This window comes from Streptomyces sp. NPDC059454 (genome assembly GCF_042749965.1).
Taxonomy (GTDB): Bacteria; Actinomycetota; Actinomycetes; order Streptomycetales; family Streptomycetaceae; genus Streptomyces.
Genome location: NZ_JBHYVC010000018.1, coordinates 88,326 through 107,052 on the forward strand (window position 1 = coordinate 88,326; position 18,727 = coordinate 107,052).

Annotated in this window: 17 protein-coding genes and 1 pseudogene; 4 read left to right on the plus strand and 14 right to left on the minus strand. The window is 72.3% G+C overall.

From position 1 onward, the window contains the following. Window positions 1–7: 7 nt before the first annotated feature. Genes ACFXAE_RS15460 through ACFXAE_RS15485 form a run of 6 tightly spaced genes read right to left on the minus strand, consistent with a single transcriptional unit; the run spans window position 8 to window position 6,310 of the window. The gene (locus tag ACFXAE_RS15460; RefSeq protein WP_384713832.1) at window positions 8–814 is read right to left on the minus strand and encodes a class I SAM-dependent DNA methyltransferase; all 807 of its coding nucleotides are present in this window, start codon (window positions 812–814) and stop codon (window positions 8–10) included. Continuing rightward, a complete protein-coding gene (locus ACFXAE_RS15465) occupies window positions 811–2,091 on the minus strand; it encodes an MFS transporter (protein WP_384713835.1) in 1,281 nt (426 codons plus the stop codon). Before ACFXAE_RS15465 ends, ACFXAE_RS15460 begins: the two co-directional genes overlap by 4 nt. Further along, a complete protein-coding gene (locus ACFXAE_RS15470; protein ID WP_384713838.1) occupies window positions 2,075–3,136 on the minus strand; it encodes a dipeptide epimerase in 1,062 nt (353 codons plus the stop codon). The genes ACFXAE_RS15465 and ACFXAE_RS15470 overlap by 17 nt, the downstream gene beginning before the upstream one ends. Beyond that, the gene (locus ACFXAE_RS15475) at window positions 3,133–4,212 is read right to left on the minus strand and encodes a PLP-dependent cysteine synthase family protein (protein ID WP_384713841.1); all 1,080 of its coding nucleotides are present in this window, start codon (window positions 4,210–4,212) and stop codon (window positions 3,133–3,135) included. Before ACFXAE_RS15475 ends, ACFXAE_RS15470 begins: the two co-directional genes overlap by 4 nt. Then, window positions 4,209–5,057: a Rossmann-like domain-containing protein gene (locus tag ACFXAE_RS15480; protein WP_384713844.1), complete on the minus strand. Its 849-nt coding sequence runs from the start codon at window positions 5,055–5,057 to the stop codon at window positions 4,209–4,211. The genes ACFXAE_RS15475 and ACFXAE_RS15480 overlap by 4 nt, the downstream gene beginning before the upstream one ends. Then, complete coding sequence (locus ACFXAE_RS15485; RefSeq protein ID WP_384713847.1) at window positions 5,054–6,310, minus strand: ATP-grasp domain-containing protein; 1,257 nt, start codon at window positions 6,308–6,310, stop codon at window positions 5,054–5,056. Before ACFXAE_RS15485 ends, ACFXAE_RS15480 begins: the two co-directional genes overlap by 4 nt. A gap of 126 nt (window positions 6,311–6,436) precedes the next feature. Here ACFXAE_RS15485 and ACFXAE_RS15490 point away from each other — a divergent pair, with 126 nt between their 5' ends. Further along, on the plus strand, window positions 6,437–6,982 hold the full coding sequence (locus ACFXAE_RS15490; RefSeq protein ID WP_384713852.1) for a GNAT family N-acetyltransferase: 546 nt from the start codon (window positions 6,437–6,439) through the stop codon (window positions 6,980–6,982). Between the two features lie 50 nt (window positions 6,983–7,032). Continuing rightward, on the plus strand, window positions 7,033–7,731 hold the full coding sequence (locus ACFXAE_RS15495; protein WP_384713856.1) for a 2-phosphosulfolactate phosphatase: 699 nt from the start codon (window positions 7,033–7,035) through the stop codon (window positions 7,729–7,731). Between the two features lie 263 nt (window positions 7,732–7,994). Here ACFXAE_RS15495 and ACFXAE_RS15500 read toward each other — a convergent pair whose 3' ends face one another. Continuing rightward, the gene (locus tag ACFXAE_RS15500) at window positions 7,995–9,428 is read right to left on the minus strand and encodes an MFS transporter (protein WP_384713859.1); all 1,434 of its coding nucleotides are present in this window, start codon (window positions 9,426–9,428) and stop codon (window positions 7,995–7,997) included. 121 nt (window positions 9,429–9,549) lie between these two features. Between ACFXAE_RS15500 and ACFXAE_RS15505 the strand changes: the two genes are divergently transcribed. Then, a complete protein-coding gene (locus ACFXAE_RS15505; protein WP_384713862.1) occupies window positions 9,550–10,218 on the plus strand; it encodes a MerR family transcriptional regulator in 669 nt (222 codons plus the stop codon). A gap of 280 nt (window positions 10,219–10,498) precedes the next feature. Here ACFXAE_RS15505 and ACFXAE_RS15510 read toward each other — a convergent pair whose 3' ends face one another. The 7 genes and pseudogenes from ACFXAE_RS15510 to ACFXAE_RS15540 all read right to left on the minus strand — a co-directional run bounded on the left by ACFXAE_RS15510 (window position 10,499) and on the right by ACFXAE_RS15540 (window position 17,052). Continuing rightward, window positions 10,499–11,683 carry an MFS transporter gene (locus ACFXAE_RS15510; RefSeq protein WP_384713865.1) on the minus strand — a complete coding sequence of 395 codons (1,185 nt, stop codon included), beginning with the start codon at window positions 11,681–11,683 and terminating at the stop codon, window positions 10,499–10,501. A gap of 5 nt (window positions 11,684–11,688) precedes the next feature. Then, window positions 11,689–12,228: a GNAT family N-acetyltransferase gene (locus tag ACFXAE_RS15515; RefSeq protein WP_384713929.1), complete on the minus strand. Its 540-nt coding sequence runs from the start codon at window positions 12,226–12,228 to the stop codon at window positions 11,689–11,691. Then, a pseudogene (locus tag ACFXAE_RS15520) lies at window positions 12,223–13,425 on the minus strand (type III PLP-dependent enzyme); the annotation flags it as partial. The gene ACFXAE_RS15515 and the pseudogene ACFXAE_RS15520, both read right to left, overlap by 6 nt. Beyond that, entirely contained in the window at window positions 13,383–14,699 is a 1,317-nt protein-coding gene (locus ACFXAE_RS15525) for a DUF6271 family protein (protein ID WP_384713870.1), read from the minus strand. The pseudogene ACFXAE_RS15520 and the gene ACFXAE_RS15525, both read right to left, overlap by 43 nt. Beyond that, the gene (locus ACFXAE_RS15530) at window positions 14,696–15,721 is read right to left on the minus strand and encodes a phytanoyl-CoA dioxygenase family protein (RefSeq protein ID WP_384713873.1); all 1,026 of its coding nucleotides are present in this window, start codon (window positions 15,719–15,721) and stop codon (window positions 14,696–14,698) included. Before ACFXAE_RS15530 ends, ACFXAE_RS15525 begins: the two co-directional genes overlap by 4 nt. A 70-nt stretch (window positions 15,722–15,791) precedes the next feature. Beyond that, window positions 15,792–16,115, minus strand: a complete 324-nt coding sequence (locus ACFXAE_RS15535) for a hypothetical protein (protein ID WP_384713875.1) — start codon at window positions 16,113–16,115, stop codon at window positions 15,792–15,794. 172 nt (window positions 16,116–16,287) lie between these two features. Continuing rightward, on the minus strand, window positions 16,288–17,052 hold the full coding sequence (locus ACFXAE_RS15540) for a GntR family transcriptional regulator (RefSeq protein ID WP_384713878.1): 765 nt from the start codon (window positions 17,050–17,052) through the stop codon (window positions 16,288–16,290). Window positions 17,053–17,422: 370 nt separating this feature from the next. Between ACFXAE_RS15540 and ACFXAE_RS15545 the strand changes: the two genes are divergently transcribed. Next, on the plus strand, window positions 17,423–18,700 hold the full coding sequence (locus tag ACFXAE_RS15545) for an extracellular solute-binding protein (protein ID WP_384713881.1): 1,278 nt from the start codon (window positions 17,423–17,425) through the stop codon (window positions 18,698–18,700). Window positions 18,701–18,727 lie beyond the last annotated feature (27 nt).

Genomic DNA, 18,727 nt, shown 5'->3' on the forward strand with positions numbered 1-18,727 from the left:
GGATTCCTCAGTAGGTAGTCGTGCCAGTGGGTGGCTTGGTGAGACGGGCCACCACGTGCAGCCGGTCGGCGTCGGTGGTACGGCCGGGAAGCAGGCCCTCCCGCCAGGGCGGTTCGGTGCGCGGGCCCGGTCCGTCGTGGAGTTCCAGGACCTCGAAGCCGTGCGCGCTCAGCAGGTGGCGCAGCTCCTGCGGGAACAGCAGCCTCCACGCGGAGCGCTGTTCGGCGGGCGGAGACCCGTCGTCCGCGGTCCACACCCGCGTACGGCGCAGCAACTGGGCCGTGCGGTCGACCGTCAGCGTGGTGACGGACCGGTGGACGGTGCCCTGCCAGGTGAACTCGTTGGCCTTGGGCGCGTCGAGCAGGTCGGTGCGGCCGAGGAAGTACGCGCCGTTGCGCATCTCCGCGACGAGCAGGCCGCCCGGGACCAGGGCACGGCGGCAGGAGGACAGGAAACCGTCGAGCTGGTCGTTGGTGTGGCAGTACAGCAGGGAGCTGTCCAGGCACACCACGGCGTCGGACACCCCCTGCCCCAGATCGAATCCGTGCAGGTCGGCACGGACGTACTCGGGTCCGGGATGGTGCTCGCGGGCGTGCGCGAGCATCGCCCCGGAGAGGTCCGCGCCGGTCACCTCGCGGCCGGCGCCGTGCAGCCACGCGGCGTCGCGGCCGGTACCGCAGCCCAGATCCAGCACGCGCCGGCCCGCGCCGTGCCGCCGCAGGCAGTCCTCCGCCCAGCGTCCGGCCAGCCGGTCGGGATCGGGGAAACGGGCCTCGTACAACGCGGGGTTGTCGGTGAGCAGGTTGCCGGTCATGCCGGAGTCCTTCCTCGTACGGCCGCGGATGCGAAGGGCCTGGACGGCGCGGGCAGCGACCCCAGCCGGCGCAGCCGGACGACACCGAGCGCGGACGCGAGCCCGGCCAGCGCGCAGCACACCCACGGCAGCCACGCGGCGTCACCGTGCCGCCCGGTGTCCATGGCCCAGCCGACGACGGTGTTGCCCAGTGCGGCGGCGACGCCCGAGACGACGTAGAAGACGCCGAAGTAGGTGCCGGTCAGCCCGGGGCGGCCGAAGGCGGGGACCATGTCCATCACGAACGGCTGGGCGACCATCACCCCGAGGTACAGCAGCAGGGCGCCCGCCAGCACGGGCAGCACCCGCAGCGTCGCGTCGGCCACACCGTCCGGGCCGCCGGACGCCGTGGTGACCAGGGCGGGCGGCAGGAAGGCCAGCGCCATGAGGCCCAGCCCCGCCGCGACCCAACGGGCCCGGTCGCCGCGTCGCTTGAGCGCGCGGGTGAGGCGCAGTTGGAACACGAGGTGGGCGAGGGCGCCGACGAGGAAGACGAGACCGGCGGCGCCGTCCCAGCCGGTGGCCCGCCGGGCGCCGTCGGGCAGCAGCAGGTACAGCTGGCTCTCCAGCGTGAACAGGCCGGTCATGGCCAGCGCGAAGGCCAGGAAGGCGCGGTTGCCGAGCACTTCCCGCCAGTCGGCGAGCACCCCGCCCCCGCTCGGCTCGACCGGCCGGGCGGGCAGCACCAGGGCCTGTGCGACGGTCAGGACCGCGAAGACCGAGGCGGCGACCAGGGCCGACGCGCGGAAGTCCACGAGCAGCAGCGCGCCGCCCAGCAGCGGCCCGATCAGCGCGCCGGTGGTGGCGAACACGTTGAACAGGGCGAACGCCTCGGCCCTGCGCTCCTCGGCCTCCTGCGCGAGGTAGGCGCGGACGGCGGGGTTGAACAGCGCCCCCGCGAACCCGCTGAGGACGGACGCGGCGAGCAGGACGGCGAGGTGGTCGCCGAGCGCGAACAGCGCGAAGCCGACGGTGCGCAGGGCGCAGCCGGCGATGATGACGCCGCGTGCGCCGAGCCGGTCGGAGGCGGAGCCGCCGACGAGGAACAGGCCCTGCTGGCTGAGGTTGCGGACCCCGAGGACGACGCCGACGACGACGGCCGACATGCCCAGGTTCTCGGTGAGGTGGGTGGCGAGGTAGGGGATGAGGAGGTAGAAGCCGGTGTTGACGCCGAGCTGGTTGACCAGCAGAAGCTGAACGGCGGGCGGAAAGCGGCGTATCTCATGCCAGGTCTGCACGGCGCCCCTCCCGCGGCTCGACACCCAGTCCGGGCAGGCCGCTCGCCCGTACCCGGCCGTCCTCGCCGCCGATGCCGGTCCACGGGTCGTGCGCGAGCAGCAGATGCCCGTCCAGGTCGGCCCAGCGGGCCCGGTCGGCGAGGTGCACGGCGGGCGCGAGCCCCAGGGTGCTGGCGGCCAGGCAGCCCAGCATCAGCTCCGTGCCGCTGCCGTCGACCGACTCGGCGATGCGCAGGGCCGCGTGCACCCCGCCGCACTTGGCGAGCTTGACGTTGACGCCGTGGACGCGCCCGGCCAGGCGGCGTACGTCCTTCAGGTCCACGGCGTCCTCGTCGGCCACGACCGGCAGCGGCGAGCGTTCGGCCAGCGCCCCCAGCGCCTCCGGGTCACCGGGGGCGAGGGGCTGTTCGACGGCCTCGACGCCGAGTTCGGCGAACCGGGGCAGCAACGCCCGCGCCTGCCCCGTGGTCCAGGCGCCGTTGGGGTCGAGAAGCAGCCGGGCTCCGGGCGCCGCGTCCCGGACGGCCCGTACGCGCTCGACGTCCTCCTCGGGATCGGCCGCCCCCGCCTTGACCTTGAGCACCTCGAAGCCGCGGGCCGCGAGGGAGCGGGCCTGCGCCGCCGCGTGCGCGGGGGACGTGATGCCGATGGTGCGGGCGGTGGCCGCGACCGGGGCGTCCGCGGCGCCCAGGAGCCGGTGGACGGGCCTGCCCGCGCGCTTGCCGACGAGGTCCAGCAGGGCGGCATCCACGGCGGCGGTCACGGCCGGGGGAGTGCCGACGGCGGCCAACTCGCCCGTCCGCAGGGCCTCCAGGGCGGTCTCGGGGTCGGGGAAGCGGACCAGGTCCGCGCCCACGGCGGTGAAGTGGCGTACGAGACCCTCGACGTCGAGCCGGTAGTAGACGCTGCTGACGGCCTCGCCGTGACCGGTCACGCCCTCGTGCTCGACGCCCAGCCACACGGCGTCACGGGCGGACATCGTCGAGCGGGATATGCGCAGCGGCTCGGTGAGTTCGAGGCGCACGGTGCGCAGGCCGGTCCTCACCGGTCCTCCTTCGGATGCGCGAGCGGATCGGTGACGCGGGTGCACCGTGTCCAGCCGGTGGCCTCGGCGGTGTACGGGTGCGGGATCTGTACGGGACGGGTGGCCGCCGCGTCGGGGTCGACGCCGTGCGCGGCGGTGAAGTCGTCGTCGTAGACCGTGCCGAGATAGCGGTGCGGGCCGTCGGGGAAGACGGTGGCGACGACCGCGCCGGGGTGGACGCGGGCCGCCCAGGCGGCGACGCGGGCGACCGCGCCGGTGCTCCAGCCGCCGCTGACGAAACTGCCCCGGGCCAGCCGGCGGCAGCTGTCCACCGCCTCGGCGGGGCCGACCCAGTGCACCTCGTCGAAGGCGTCGTAGGCAACGTTGCGCGGATGGATGCTGCTGCCGAGGCCGCGCATCAGCCGGGGCCGGGCGGGCTGGCCGAAGATGGTGGAGCCGGTGGAGTCGACGCCGATCAGCCGCAGCGCGGGCCAGTGCCGGCGCAGCGGCCCGATGACGCCGGCACTGTGCCCGCCGGTGCCCACACTGCACACCAGCACGTCCATGTGGTCGAGCCGGTCGGCGAGTTCGGCGGCCAGTGAGGCGTAACCGGCCGTGTTGTCCGGGTTGTTGTACTGGTCGGGCCAGTAGGCGCCGGGCAGCACGGCGAGCAGTTCGCGCAGTCGGGCGAGGCGCGCGGCCTGCCAGCCGCCCTGGGGCGCGGGCCGGTCCGCGATCTCCAGCCGCACCCCGTAGGAGCGCAGCAACTGGCGCATGGAAGGCTCCAGTTCGCTGTCGCCGACCAGTACGACGGGATGGCCGAGGGCCTGCCCGGCGAAGGCGAGCCCGATGCCGAGGGTGCCGGAGGTGGACTCCACCACCGGTGCGCCGGGCCGCAGTTCACCGCGCTCACGGGCGCCCATCAGCATCGAGACGGCGGCTCGCGCCTTCATCCCGCCCGCGGCGAGCCCTTCGAGCTTGGCCCAGAAACCGGGGTGCGGTCCGGGCAGGTCGGCGGTGATGCGGACGACGGGGGTGCGGCCGAGCAGCGTGAGCAGTTCCGGGCGGGCGGCGGACCGTACGGCGGCGGTGGTCACCGGGTGCCTCCCGGACGGTCGGCGCGGTAGCGGTGGACGGTGCCGGGGCCGCCGTCCAGCCAGAAGAACGGGTACGGCTCCGCGCACACCGCGCTCACCCCGTGACCCAGGAAACGGGGCAGTACGGCGCTGCCGGTCTGGGCGAACATCACCAGCTGCTTGCCGTGCCGCAGGGCGTGTTCCCGCAGCGGCTCGAAGCTCCCGTTGCCGAGCGTCATCCCGGACACGAGCAGCGCGTCGCACCGGCCGACGGCGGCGAGTGCGTCGGTGACGACCGTCTCCCCCCATTCGGTGACCCCGCCCTTGAGGTCGCACGGGACGTAGGTCAGTCCTCGTGAACGCAGCGCTTCCAGAAGGGAGTTGACGACACCGACGACGAGCACCGTCGCCCCGGGCGGCAGGACGAGCAGCCCGGCGACGGCATCGGCCCGGGCCCGGGACTTCTCCAGCGACGTCCCGGCGGGCAGGGCGACGGGCCGCGCCCCGTTCTTCGGGGCGTGCGGGGTGACGTGCATCAGGTACGCGTCGAGCGCGGCGACCCGCACCGGAGGCAGCGGATGACCGAGGAGCCGGGCCACGTCCGTGCCGACGCAGTCCTCCACCGCGCCGTCGGGCAGCGCGCCGGGCTCGACCGCGCAACTGCCGACGGCCTCCGCCAGCCGCAGGCTGAGCACCTCGTTGCGGTAGCCGGTGCCGCGCCCTTCGTGCCGTACGGCCTGCCGGGTGGTGAAGGCCACGGAGATCCGCAGCGCGGCCGGATCCGGTCCCAGCTCGCCGGCGCGGGCGCGGGCGAGGAGTTCGTCGTACGTCGCCGCGCGGGCGGACGCCGGGGCGGCGGGGCTCACCGGATCACCAGCCCGGACCGCAGCTCGTCGAGCAGCGACTCGACCCGGGCACGGGCGCCGGTGCCGGCCGGGTCACCCGCCATCACGTGCCCCAGGTACTCGTTGTTGCTGCCCGCCGCCTTCACCTGCCGTCCCGGCTCGGCGAGTTGTACCTCGAGGACGTCCGGCGCGGTCCGGACGGGGCCGGCGTCCAGCGCCTCGAGCGTGCCCGCCGTCCGGGGCACGAGGAAGCCGACGGCGGCGCTGCGCAGTCCGGTGTCCGTGCGCCGCAGGTCGGGGGCGCGGCCCAGACAGACGTCCACGAAGGCCGCGGCGAGGTCGATGCCGGTGACATGCCGTATCAGTTCGGTGATGCGGTTCCCGGCGGGCCGCGGGTTGACCTCGACCACGCGCGGCCCGGCGGAGGTCAGCTTGATCTCGGTGTGCGCCACCACACCGTCCGTCAGCCCGAGCGCCTTGAGCGCGCCGAGCGCGGTCTGCTCGGCGGCCTCGGCGTCCGCGGCCGGAAGGGCGGCGGGGAACATGTGGCCGGTCTCGATGAACGCGGGTGCCCCGCCGACGCTCTTGTCGGTCACGCCGACGACGTGGACCGCGCCCGCGTGCGACACGGTCTCGACGCTCACCTCCGGGCCGTCCAGGAGTTCCTCGAGCAGCACGACGGGGGCCCGCCGCTGCCCGCGCGCGTTGACCGGGAAGTCGGCCAGCGCCCGTACGGCGGAGGCGAGTTGCTCCTCGTCGTCCACCCGCCGTACGTACATGCCCGCACACAGGTCGACGGGCTTGACCACCAGCGGATAACCGATCTCCCGTGCCGAGCGGGCGAGTTCGGCCCACTCCTCGTGCACCGCGAACCGGGGGCCGGGAACCCCGGCGTCGGCCAGGACCCGGCGGGTGGCGTCCTTGCGGCAGGCGCTTTCGACCGCCTCGGGCGCCGGGCCGGGCAGCCCGAGACGTGCGGCCACCCGTGCCACTGTGGGCAGGTAGTAGTCGCAGGAGGTGACCACCCCGTCGAAGCCGAACGCGGTGTGCAGCCGTTCCACCCGGGGCAGCAGGGCCTTGGTGTCGTTGGTGTCCGCGGTGATCACATTGCGTGCCCCGAGCAGCGGGTGCGCCACGCCTTCGGGTGCCGAGCGCAGGTAGTGGTGCAGGTCGCGGGTGAGGAACGTGAACTCGTGTCCGCTCTCCAGGATCGCCCGTGGCAGCAGCCTGCTCATCGATCCGACCCAGCTCTCGACCACCAGCAGATGAGCCACGGCTCCCCTTTTCGTGTCGTCGTGTACGGCACGGTCCTGACGGCAGGGCCGCGACGGGCGTCACGATATCGGTAATCATTTTCATTGTCAGGTATTGTGAGGGCCCCGATACGGAAGGACCTCGCGATGAGCCGGACCGCACCCGCCGGATACACCGTGCGTCCCGCGACCCCCGCGGACACCGACGGCGCCCGCGCCGTCATGCTCGACACGTTCTACAAGGAGTTCGGGTACGGATACGTGCCCCGCTGGCACCGGGACGTCACCGACCTCAAGGGCACGTACCTCGACGACCCCCGCCACGTCCTGTTGGTGGCGGTCCACGACGGCGAGGTGGTCGCCACCACCGGCGTGCACTCACAGGGCCCCGCCCACCCGCCGCACCCCCGCTGGCTGGCCGAACGCTACCCGTCCGGCACCACCGCCCAACTGGTCCGCGTCTACGTACGTCCGGAGCACCGGCGCCGCGGCCTCGCGCGCACGCTGGTCGACGCGGCGTGCGACTTCGTCGCGAACACCCCCGGCTACGACTGCGTCTACCTGCACACCAACGTGGACGTCGAGGGCGCGGAAGCCTTCTGGCGCAGCACGGCCAAGGAGATCTTCGACGCCCGCACCACCGGCGAACACGGCCCGGGCGTGTCCACGGTCCACTTCGAGATCCCGTTCTGAGCGGAAGGAATCGGCTCGCTCGGACGATCCCGAGGCGTCAGAATGGCGCGATGGGACACCACTTCGTCGGCATACCGGAGTTGACCGGCGTTCCCCGTGTCGCCGTCGTCATCGACGTCATGCGTGCCTTCACCGTCGCCGCCTGGGCCTTTTCGCGTGGCGTCGAGAGGATCGTCCTGGCCTCGACGGAGAGTGAGGCACTCGCCCTGAAGGGGAGCCACGCGGACTGGCTGGCGCTCAAGGACGGAGCCCCGGCGGCGGGCTTCGACGCGGTGAACTCACCCGGCTTGCTCAGGTCACGCGATTTCACCGGCCGCACGCTGGTGCAGAAGACGACGGCGGGGACCGTGGGCGCACTGGCCGTCGCGGACGCGCCGCTGGTCCTGTGCGCGAGCTTCGTGGTGGCCGGCCCGACCGCGCGGTTCCTGCGGGCCGAGGACCGCGGCCCGGTGACGTTCGTGGTCACCGGCGAGGGAGGCCGGGCCGACGAGGACCTGGCCTGCGCCGAGTACATCGGCCGGTCCATGGCCGGGGGCGAGGTCGAGCCGGCCCCGTACCTCCACCGCGCGAGGACTTCCCGTGCCGCGGCCGAACTCGCCGGTGGACTGCGGAGCGGATACCACCCGGACGACGTCGACCTCTGCCTGGAGATCGACAGGTTCCCCTTCGCGATGGCGGCCCGACGGGAGGAGTCCCTGACGGTGCTCCGTCCCGTCGCGGCGCCTGACACCCCGTCCGGTCCGCGCTGAACCGCTGGAACGTCGGATTTCCGGGCGGCGGAGCCCCTGCTGGGCGCGTTTGACGTCTCTTCGTCGGTGAACCCGGGAGTTCCCCGGGAACGCCGATGCCGACCAGGACCTCTGCGGCGCACCGGCCGGTGCGCGGGTGCCTCTACCGCAGGGCTGATCTCGCGGGGTACCTCACTCGCCGCACGCCGCACGCCGCACGCCGCATGCGCAGCGGGACATGCTCACGCTTCCCCGGCCGGACGCCCTGCGTATTCCGTATCGCCTCACCGGGTCACCGGGCTGGAGGTCCGGTCGGGTTCGCGGTCCTCGGTCATGGGGGCCGGGGTGGTGACGCCGGGGCGCGGGATCGCGAGGGCGCACAGGGCGCCCGCGAGGACCACGGCGACGCCGATCCAGATGCCCGGCTTCATGCCGTCGACGAACCCCTGAGCCGTACGGTCGTCGCCGTAGTGCACGAAGACACTGCTCAGGACGGCGGTGCCGAGGGCGCCGCCGAGCTCGCGGACGGTGCTGTTGGCACCGGACGCCTTCCCGCGGTGCTGCGGCCCGACCGCGCCCAGCACCACCGCCGCCGTCGGGGCGAAGACGAGGCCCATGCCGATGCCCGCGACGACCATGGCGCCGGCCATGCGCGCGTAGGGGGTGTCCGACGTGGCCACCAGATTGATCCAGGCCAGTCCGGCCGCCTGGAGGAAGAGGCCGAGAGCCATCAGCCGTCCGCCGCCCACCCTGTCGGTCAGGGCGCCGGCGGCCGGGGCGACGAACATCGGCATCAGGGTCCAGGCCAGCGTGAGCACACCGGCCTCCAACGGGGTCCGGACGGGCGCGACTTGGAAGAACTGTGCCAGCAGGAAGATCGACCCGAAGACGCCGAAGTACATGCTCGCGGAGACCAGGTTGGAGAAGACGAAGGCCCGCTCACGGTAGAAGGAGAGCGGAAGCAGCGGCTGGGCCGCTCGGCGCTCCCACACCACGAACAGGGCCAGCAGGACGGCTCCGCCGCTGAACGCCAACAGGACGATGCCCGAACTCCAGCCCTCCTTCTCGCCGTTCACGATCGCCCAGACGGTCGCGAGGAGCCCCGCCGTGGCGAGGAGCATGCCGGGCAGGTCGAGCCGGGTGCCGGCCAGGGAACTCTCCCGGAGCACGGACAGCACCAGCGGGATCGCCACCACGCACACCGGGACGTTGATCCAGAAGATCCACTGCCAGTCCAGGCCGTCGACCACCGCGCCACCCACCACGGGCCCGAACGCCACGGCCGTTCCGCTGACCGCGGACCACAGCCCGAGGGCGAGGTTGCGCTTCTTCTCCGGCACCTCCTCCGCGAGCAGCGTCAGCGACAGCGGCATCACGGCCGCGGCGCCCAGGCCCTGCAACGCCCGCATCAGGATGAGCTGTCCGCTGCTGTCGGCGAGACCGCAGCCGATCGAGGCCAGGGTGAACAGTGCGATGCCGGCCACGAAGACCCGGCGTCGGCCGAACCGGTCACCCAGCGCCGCACCGGTCAGCAGCAGACAGGCGAAGCTGAGGACGTAGGCGTTGACGAACCACTGCAGATCCTCGGTGGACGCGTCGAGGTCGACGGCCATGGCCCGCAGCGCGGTCGTCACCACCAGGTTGTCGAGCGCGACCATGAACATCGGCAGACTGCATGCGAGGATGATCGACCATAACGGCTTTTTGAGAGTGCCCATGACAATACCTCCCGTGTACGACAAGGCGGAGCGGCGCACGGGGTCCCGGTACGAGGAGGCCCCCGGCTCCGCAATGGATAGTAGTGCGATCCGCTATCCGATATCCAGTGAGTGAGGCTCGATGAAGATTTCGGAACTCAGCCGCCGCAGCGGCGTGTCCATCCCCACGATCAAGTACTACCTGCGGGACGGTCTGCTGCCCCCCGGGCAGGCCACCGCCGCCAACCAGGCCGACTACGGCGAGGAGCACCTGCGCCGCCTGCGTCTCGTCCGCACCCTGGTCGGCGTGCGGCGGCTGCCGGTGGGCGCGGTGAAGGAGATCCTCGGTGCCATCACGGAGGAAGGTGATCTGCACCAGATCTTCGGCATCGTGACCGACGCCCGCCCCGCCACCCAGCGGCAGAAGCAACTGGCGCGGGAGCAGCGGGAGGCGGGTGAGGAGGCGGGCGGCGTCAAGGACGCGCGTGAGCTGGTCACCGAAATGGGCTGGGAGGTCCACCCCGATACCGCCGCCCTGCAGAGTCTCGGCGAAGTCCTCGACGCCCTGTCGGACGTGGACTCGGGCATCGACTGGCGGTCCCTGCTGCCCTACGCGCGGCTGGCGGACCGCATCTCGGAGCTGGACGTCCGGCAGATGGAAGGCGCGTCCGGCGTGCTGGAACTGGCCGAACGCGCGGTGCTGGTCTCGGTCCTCCTGGAACCGGCACTGCTGGCCATGCGCCGCCTCGCCCAGGAGGACAAGTCGGCCCGCCTGTTCAGGACCGGCCCGGACGAAGAGGCGGAGGGGTGACGGAGGCCGTGCGCACCGGCGGTGGTCGGATCGGGCCCGGCCGACTGCCCCGGTCCGGCCTGTCCTGCTCGGCTGCCCAGGCTCTTCAACGAGAACGCGGACCTCTGTGCGAGCGGTGCCGGTGGCATCGGCATGGCGAGGGTCAATGCGACGGCCGACTGCAGGGAGGCCGAGCCGCAGGAAGTCGTGGAGTCGCTCAAGCGGCAAGGGCTGCCGCTCGCCCCGTGAACCCGTCGGAGGGCTCCCGCACGGACCGTCCCGTGCGGGAGCCCGCCGCTGTTCAGTGGGGCGCCGGCTCGTTCTCCCGCGTCTTGAAGCGGACCCGCGTCGAGCACACCGCCACCAGCACGGCGGACACCGCGACCACCGCCATGCCGGTCGTCAGGTCCGTGCGGCCGGCGACGAAGCCGATCACGGCGGGGCCCGCCAGGAGACCGGTGGTGCCCATGGCGGCGACCAGGGCGAGGGCGCCCGGCCCCTCCGCGGCGGCGGCGACGTAGAGACAGGGGGTCACCGTCGCCATGCCCAGGCCGACGCAGGCGAAGCCGACGAGCGCGGGCCAGGTGCCGTCGGCCAGCAGGGCGAGGGCGAGACCGGTGCCGGCCATCGTGCTGCCCACCCGCACCATGCGCGCGTCGCCCCACCGGTTGCGCCAGCCGTCGCCCAGGAGGCGGGCCAGCACCATCATCACCGAGACGACGGCGATGCCCAGCGGCGCCAGCCGCCCCGACGCGCCGGTCTCCTCCGTCAGGTAGAGCGCCGACCAGTCGTTCATGGCGCCCTCGACGACCGTGCCGAACACCATGGCGCAGCCCAGCCAGAGCGCCGCGCGCGAGGCACCGGTCAGACTCCTGAACCCCTTCTTCCTGTTCTCCGCCGGCTGTTCCCCGGACGGGGGAGCGTCGGTGATCACCCGGGGCCGGGAACCGGCCAGCAGCAGCACCCCCAGCGCCGCCGCCACCGTGAAGTGCGCGGTCACCGAGTGCGTCACGGTGTTCACCCCGGAGGCCAGCAGCGCGCCCCCGAGCGACCCTCCGCTGAACGTCGCGTGCAACTGGGCCATCGCGGCCCGCCCGTAGTGGGACTCGAGGGCGGCGCCCTGCGCGTTCATGGCGACGTTCAGACAGCCGACGGCCACACCGTCGACGAAGATCACCAGCAGGGCGAGCGGATAACTGCCGGCCGCGGCCAGCACGGGCAGCACCGCCATCAGGCCCAGCGCGGACCAGAGCGCCAGCCGCCGGGCGCCCAGCCGCCGCAGCAGGGGCGCGACCAGCGGGAAGGACACCGCCGCCCCGACACCGGCGGCCATCAGCAGCAGCCCCACCTCCGTCCCGCCCAGGCCGAAGCGGTCCTTGAGGGCGGGCAGCCGGGAGGCCCAGGTGGCGTACTGGAAGCCGAGGAGGAAGAACAGGGTGGCGATCGCCAGTTGGTCACGGCGGAAGTCGCCGAGAGTGGGCAGCATGGATGTCAGGACCCCTCTTCCGGGCCGCCGGGGCGGTGGTGCGGGACCGGGCAGGACATGTAGACGGCGCCGTCGCCGTAACTCCCGTGGAGTTCGGCCCCCGGCTCGGGCCGGTAGCCGTGACCGGACCAGAAGCCCGCCGTCCCGCCGACGGCGACCAGGGAGATCCGCTCGTACGACGACCGTTCCGCGACCGTCGTGAGGTGCCGCAGCAGTCTGCTGCCCAACCCCCTGCCCCGCAGATCGTCCGCGATCACGAGGTCGTGCAGATGCAGATTGCGGGAGTCGTACGCCCGCTCCTCCGGCCGGGCCAGATCCGGGTACCGCAGCCGCGGGTAGGGCAGGGCGAGCACATAGCCGGCGACACGGTCACCGGTCTCCAGGACGAAGCAGGTCGACGGGGAGGCCCGGCCCCGGGAGCGGAGCGCCTCGACGCCCTCGGACAGCGAGGCCGACGCGTACACCTCGGCCTCCAGCGCGGCGATCCGCGGCCAGTCGTCCTCGGCGACACGGCGTACGCGGACGTCCGGGCCGTCACCGCCCACGCAGACGCGGGGGAGCGGCTCGAAGCCGTTGAAGCCCTCGGTCGTGTAACTGGCGGCGTACGCGCCCGCCGACAGCACCCAGACCGGGTCGCCCGACGCGACCGCCCTGGGCACCCGCACCCGGCGGTGCTCGTGGGCGTAGGCGTCGTCGCTGTCGCAGGTGGGGCCCGCGACGACGACGGGCACCAGGCCGTCGTCGGCCGCGTCCGGGTGGGACGGGAAGACGAGCGGGTAGCGCACCTGGTCCATCTCGTACAGCCCGTTGAACTTGCCGCAGCTCAAGTACAGCCAGTGCTCCCGCTCCCCGTCCGGCCGGTGGCGGGACGTCAGCCGGGAGACGTGCGCCCGGATCGCGCCGTGGTCGGCCACCAGATGGCGTCCCGGTTCGACGAGGAAGTCCAGCGGCCGGGGCGACAGTCCGGTCAGCCGCTCCATGCCCTCGCGCAGCACGGCGAAGATCTTGTCCAGCGGGGGGTCGAGCCGTTCACCCCGGCGGTCGGCGTAGCCGAGCGCCGGCAGACCGCCGCCGAGGTTGACGTGGTCCGGCACGATCCCGCGGCCGTGCAGGGCCGTGAGCACCTCGGCGAGGGCCGCGAAGGCCTGCTGCCACGCCTCGGCGGTCATCTGCTGCGACCCGACGTGCACCGAAAGACCGGCGGGGACGAGACCCGCGTCCCGCGCGGTCTCCAGCACCCGTACGGCGTCCTCCGCCGAGCACCCGAACTTCCGGCCCAGCCCCCACAGCGCACCCTCGCCGCGGGTCGCCAGCCGGCAGAACACCCGGGCGCCCGGGGCGTGTCCGGCCAGTGCCGCCACGTCCTCCACGCTGTCCGTGGCGAAGTCCCGCACACCCAGCCGGTACGCCCGCGCGATGTCCCGGTCGGACTTGACGGTGTTGCCGTAGTGGACCCGGTGCGCGGGCACGCCCGTCGCCAGCGCCCGGGCGATCTCCCGGGGGCTCGCCGCGTCGAAACCGGCGCCCCGGCCGGCCAGCAGGGCCAGGACCTCCTGAACGGGACACGCCTTCATCGCGAACCGCACGTCCACGCCGGGCAGTTCCGCGGTCAGCGCGTCGTACTGGCCGGCGATCCCGTCCAGGTCGTAGACGAGCGCGTCCTCGGTGGCGGCCGCGAGGGCGGCGCGCAGGGCCGCGGTCACCGGAGAGCGCCCCGGCTCGCGTGCACGAGGGCCTCCCAGGCGCCGATCAGTGCCACGAAGTCCTCGGTGTCCAGCGCGGCCTCGTCCAGCAGCCGCTCCCGGTCCGCCGTCATGCCGCGCGCGAACTCGGCGTACTTCCCGCCCAGCCGTCCGTACGCCGCCGCGACCGTGTCCAGCCGCCGCTCGTTCTCCGTACGGTCCAGCCGCACGCTCTCGGCGAGGAACGCGGCGAACGGCGCCGGGTCGAGCCGCCCCCTGTCGTCCAGCAGCGCGGCGCCCGCGTCGGCCATCCGCTCGTAGACGTGGTGCAGGTACAGCATGGAGAGCAGGAACTTCACGAACCGCGTCTGGTACGCGAGGAAACCGGCGTGGGTGCGGCGCTCCCCGGTGTAGTAGTTCTCGATGTGCCGGTTGTGCAGGACGCCGGGCAGCGCGGCGTCGTACACGGCGTGGATGAGGAAGTAGTCGCTGCCGATGGTCGCGGTGGCGGGCGGCAGCGGCAGCCGCTCGTACACGTTCCGGCCGAAGGCGATGTTGGACATGTCGACGCGCATCGGGTCGACCAGCGTCAGCGTCGAGCGGTCGCCCGTGAAGGGCAGTGTCCCGGCGCCCTTGAAGGACTCCTCGACCAGCTCCCGCCTCTGCTCGGCGGTCCAGTGGCCGGGCGCCCACAGGCCGACCACCTCGTCGTACACGTCCTTGTCGAGCTCCCGGATCCCGCCGATGTCGACGGAGAGCTCCCCGATGAAGGAGGCGCCCACCATCGACACGGGCCGGTCGGCGATCGCGGGGTCGAGCACCACCTCCGACACCCCGGCGAAGGCGTCACGGGCGCGCTTGCCCAGGGAGGTCAGCTCGTGGTGGACGGGGTAGACGGGCTCGCCGTCGAAGACCTGGTAACTGCAGTCGGAGTCGCGCCGGTGCACCGAACGGCAGTCCAGCGCCGCCGCGACGAGGAACGCCCGGTTGGTGCAGGCACCGTACGAGAGCGCGTCGGGGAGCATCAGGTCGAGGACCCGCTCCGGCTCCGGGAGCGCGGCCCGCTCGACGGCGCCGCGCAGGAAGTCCCGCTGGGCGGACTCGTCGAGGTGGTGCACGACGACGCCCGCGGCCCCGGGGAGCGCGGCGACCGTTTGGGCGTGGGCCGCGCGGGTCCGCTCGTCGGAGGAGTCGAGGATCAGCAGGTGCACCTCGACGTCGAAGTGCCGGGCGGCGTACGCGGCCTCTCCGCCGATGGCGGTGATGGTCGTGGAGCACTCCCGGTCGGTGGGAAGGCTCAGGCATATCCGGTGCACGTCGGCTCCCTCGCTCATCGGGTCCGCCCGTGCCAGGAGTCCAGACCCAGCAACTTCCGTCCCAGATCGTCCAGTTCGGCGGAGCCGTAGCGCAGGGACTCGTGCTTCACCGCGTCACCGAGCAGGGTCGCGTTCCACTCGGGGGTGCTGAGCGTGCGCCAGGACTCCACCCGGGAGCGGCGCAGCTCCTCGTGTTCCTCGAGCGCGGGCATCATCGACAGGTACTGCACCGCGCGCACCCCGTCGGCCGAGGTGTTGGGGGCCACGCCGTGCGCCAGCATCCCGTTGAAGATCAGCAGGTCACCGGCCTTGAGCTGGGGCCGGACGACCGGGAACTCGGTGCGGTCGGCACCCGGCCGGATCGGGTCCCGGTCGGCCGGCTGTGCGACCTTCCACTCCTCGAAGCGACGGAAGAGCTCCGGGGAGCACTGGAAACCGCCCTGGTCCGGTTCCGTGTCGGTGAGCGCGATGATGCCCTGCACCCGCTGCGGCGGCACGCTCGCCGTGGTGTCCACGTCCCAGTGCAGCTCGATGTCGAACCCCTCGTCCGTGGGGTCGATGAGGGAACGCGAACGGTTCTTCACATTGGGCGGGTTGAGGTTGAGCCGGTCCAGGGTGACCCACAGCTCCTCGCAGTCCCACACGTCCACGAAGGCGTCGTACACCCGCCGGGCCTGCCGGCTGTCCCAGAGCAGCTGGTGCTGGTACGCCTCGACGAAGCCGTAGACGAACAGGTCCCGGTCGAGATCCGAGCGGAAGGAGCGCTCCTCGTACCAGGTCTCGGGGCGCTGCGGGTCCAGGCCCTGGAAGTCCCAGGCGAACTCCAGCAGCAGCTTGGCCGCGTCGGGGGAGATCGCCTCCGGCACCACCACGTAGCCGTGGTTCTGCCAGGACGCGAACTGCTCCTCGGAGAGCACCCGCAGCGGCAGGTCCTTGGTCAGGTGCCGCAGTTGCGCCCCGGCGAGGTAGGTCTCACCGTCGGCGCTGAAGTAGGGGCGCTCGGAGGCGGCGCGGTGTAAGAAACGGTGGTGCGTCGTCATGCGGTACTCCGAAAGATCGGGATCGCTCACGGCATGCGGACAGAAGGAAGGAGCCGGTGGGAAGTCGGTGCTACGACGGCACGGTGCGGTCCGCGAGGACCTCGGCGGCGGTGCTGCCCGATGCGCGGGGCGCGCCGTGCGCCGCCGGGCACACCGTCCCCGGGTGCTCACCCACGGGCGCGCCCGTCCCGGCGACGAGGGCATCGGACCGCCGGCGCACCGGGCCGGAGCGCGCCCGGGGCGTCCGGCCGTGGCGGGCGGTGTCCCGGGCCGCCTGTGCGACATCGATGTCGACCGGTGCGCCGGGCATGAGGCCGCCCGGTCGGGACGCGTTGCCCGGCTGGAGCACGGAGTGCGCCCGCCGCGGCAGTCGCGGGTGGCTGCTCTCGGTCATGCGGTGCCTCCGTGCGGGGTTGTGCACGCGGCGGTTGCGTACGGAACGCGCCACGACTGGTTCAGACCACTGGGATATTGGACTGGACCAATGGGCCCTGTCAAGGAATGCCCTTTCGGTGCGTCGCCCCGATTTCCTTGAGATCAGGCTGTGTTGGATGCGAACTGCCCGGTCAGGGCCCCGGACGCGTCAGTGTCGCGGTGAACTTGTACCGCGAACCCCGGTACACCGAGCGGACCCACTCGACCGGCGTTCCCGTCTCGTCCCGCGAGTGGCGGGACAGCAGCAGCATCGGCAGGCCCACGTCCGTGGCGAGCAGCCCCGCCTCCCGCGGTGTCGCCGGAGAGGTCTCGATGGTCTCCTCGGCCTCCGTCGGCCGCACGCCGTACACCTCGGCGAGCGCGGTGTAGAGCGAGGTGTGGCGGGTCAGGTTGCGGCGCAGGCGGGGAAAGCGCCGGTCGGACAGATGGGTCGTCTCGATCGCCATGGGTTCCCCGCCGGCCAGCCGCAGCCGCTCGATGCGCAGCACCCTGTCCTCCGGTTCCACCTCCAGCAGGGCCGCCAGGTCCGCGTCGGCGGCGATGTAGCCGATGTCCAGTACCTGTGAGGTGGGGTTGAGCCCCTGCGCCCGCATGTCCTCGGTGTACGAGGTCAGCTGGAGCGTCCGGTAGACCTTCGGGCGGGCGACGAACGTGCCCTTGCCCTGGATCCGGTCGAGCCGGCCCTCGCCTACCAGCTCCTGCAGGGCCTTGCGGATCGTGGTGCGGGAGGTGCGGAACTCGACGGCGAGCAGGCGCTCGGCCGGCATCGGGGCGCCCGGGGCGCGCTCGTCGGTCATCTGCAGTAACCGCTGCTTGATGCGGTAGTACTTCGGTACGCGCCCGATACGACCCGGCGCCCCCGTGTCGGCCTGGGTGCTGCTGACGTCCGTGCTCAAGACCTGCCTCCGGCTGCGGTGTCCGGCGCGCGGACGGCAGGTGCCGACCGCGGTGCACGTCGGCGGACGGCCGGGTTCGGCGCCGCACGCTCGGCGATCCCGTTATAACGGTGCGTTCTCGCTTTGGTCTAGTCCAAGCGTCAACCCGTCCCTGTTTGGGTGGAGTTCCGCGCCCCGTCAGAGGTGTCCGAGCCGTTATCCAGGCGTGAGTCCACGACCCTTGACAGGGCCATAGGTCTAGGCCAAGCTCCCCTTGCTGGTCTAAACCATTTAGAGGAAGCCGGGTCCCAGCCCGCCGAGCTGTTGCGCCGCTGTGGGGGTCACCGCCGAGGGCGTGGGTGTGCAAGGCATTCCTGAGGAGGGGTGGCGCGTGAAGCGCAAGCTGATAGCCGCGATCGGGGTCGCGGGCATGCTGTTCTCCGTCGCGGCGTGCGGCGGCGACGACGGCGACGACGGCAAGAAGGCCGGCGCGGACGGTTACGCCGGCGAGACGCTCACCGTGTGGGTGATGGACGGCTCGTCGCCCGACGACTGGCAGGCGGACCTCGCCAAGGAGTTCGAGGCGAAGACCAAGGCGAAGGTCAAGTTCGAGGTCCAGCAGTGGAACGGCATCCAGCAGAAGCTGACCACCGCCCTGTCCGAGGAGAACCCGCCCGACGTCATCGAGGTCGGCAACACCCAGACTCCGGCCTACGCCAAGACCGGCGGCCTCGCCGACCTCGCCGACCTCAAGTCCGAGATCGGCGGCGAGTGGACCGAGTCCCTCAACGAGTCGTCCGTCTTCGAGGGCAAGCAGTACGCGGCACCGTGGTTCTTCGCCAACCGCGTCGTCCTCTACAACAAGAAGGTCTGGGCGGACGCCGGCCTCAAGGACACCCCCAAGACCCGCGACGAGTTCTACGACGCCCTCAAGACCATCGGTGAGAAGACCGACGCCGAGCCGATCTACCTGCCCGGCCAGAACTGGTACCACTTCGTCGGCCTGGTGATCGGCGAGGGCGGCGAACTGGTCAAGAAGGACGGCGACAAGTACGTCTCCAACCTCGACGACCCGAAGGTCGCCGCCGCCACGGAGACGTACAAGAAGTTCCAGGCCCTGTCGAAGGCGCCCAAGGACAAGGACGAGGCCACCCCGCAGCAGGGCGAGGTCTTCGCCAAGGGCAGGACCGGCGCGTTCATCGGCATGGGCTGGGAAGCCGGCATCGCGATCAAGGCCAACCCGGACATCGAGAAGGAGATCGGCTACTTCACCATCCCCGGTGCCACGGCCGACAAGCCCGAGGGTGTCTTCCTCGGCGGCTCCAACCTCGCCGTCGCCGCGGGCAGCCAGAAGCAGGACCTCGCCAAGGAGTTCCTGAAGATCGTCCTCTCCGACAAGTTCGAGGGCGCGCTCGCCAAGGCCAACGGCGTCATCCCCAACAAGGAGTCGCTGCAGAGCAACCTCAAGGGCAACGCCCCCGCCGAGGCCGCCGCGCCGGCCGCCGCCGTCGGCGGCACCACGCCGCTGATCCCCGAGTGGGCCGCCGTCGAGAACGCGCCCAACCCGATCAAGACGTACCTGACCGCCGTCCTGAACGGCAAGTCCCCGGCCGAGGCCGCCGAGCAGGTCGAGGGCGAGTTCAACAAGCGCCTGGCGCAGCAGCAGTAACAGCGCACGCGCTCCGACCGGAGCGGG

Excerpts from the sequence above, each read along its gene's own strand:
- ACFXAE_RS15460 (WP_384713832.1), bottom strand. The coding sequence starts at position 814 with ATGACCGGCAACCTGCTCACCGACAACCCCGCGTTGTACGAGGCCCGT.
- ACFXAE_RS15490 (WP_384713852.1), top strand. The coding sequence starts at position 6,437 with ATGAGCCGGACCGCACCCGCCGGATACACCGTGCGTCCCGCGACCCCC.
- ACFXAE_RS15495 (WP_384713856.1), top strand. The coding sequence starts at position 7,033 with ATGGGACACCACTTCGTCGGCATACCGGAGTTGACCGGCGTTCCCCGT.
- ACFXAE_RS15500 (WP_384713859.1), bottom strand. The coding sequence starts at position 9,428 with ATGGGCACTCTCAAAAAGCCGTTATGGTCGATCATCCTCGCATGCAGT.
- ACFXAE_RS15505 (WP_384713862.1), top strand. The coding sequence starts at position 9,550 with ATGAAGATTTCGGAACTCAGCCGCCGCAGCGGCGTGTCCATCCCCACG.
- ACFXAE_RS15510 (WP_384713865.1), bottom strand. The coding sequence starts at position 11,683 with ATGCTGCCCACTCTCGGCGACTTCCGCCGTGACCAACTGGCGATCGCC.
- ACFXAE_RS15525 (WP_384713870.1), bottom strand. The coding sequence starts at position 14,699 with ATGAGCGAGGGAGCCGACGTGCACCGGATATGCCTGAGCCTTCCCACC.
- ACFXAE_RS15530 (WP_384713873.1), bottom strand. The coding sequence starts at position 15,721 with ATGACGACGCACCACCGTTTCTTACACCGCGCCGCCTCCGAGCGCCCC.
- ACFXAE_RS15535 (WP_384713875.1), bottom strand. The coding sequence starts at position 16,115 with ATGACCGAGAGCAGCCACCCGCGACTGCCGCGGCGGGCGCACTCCGTG.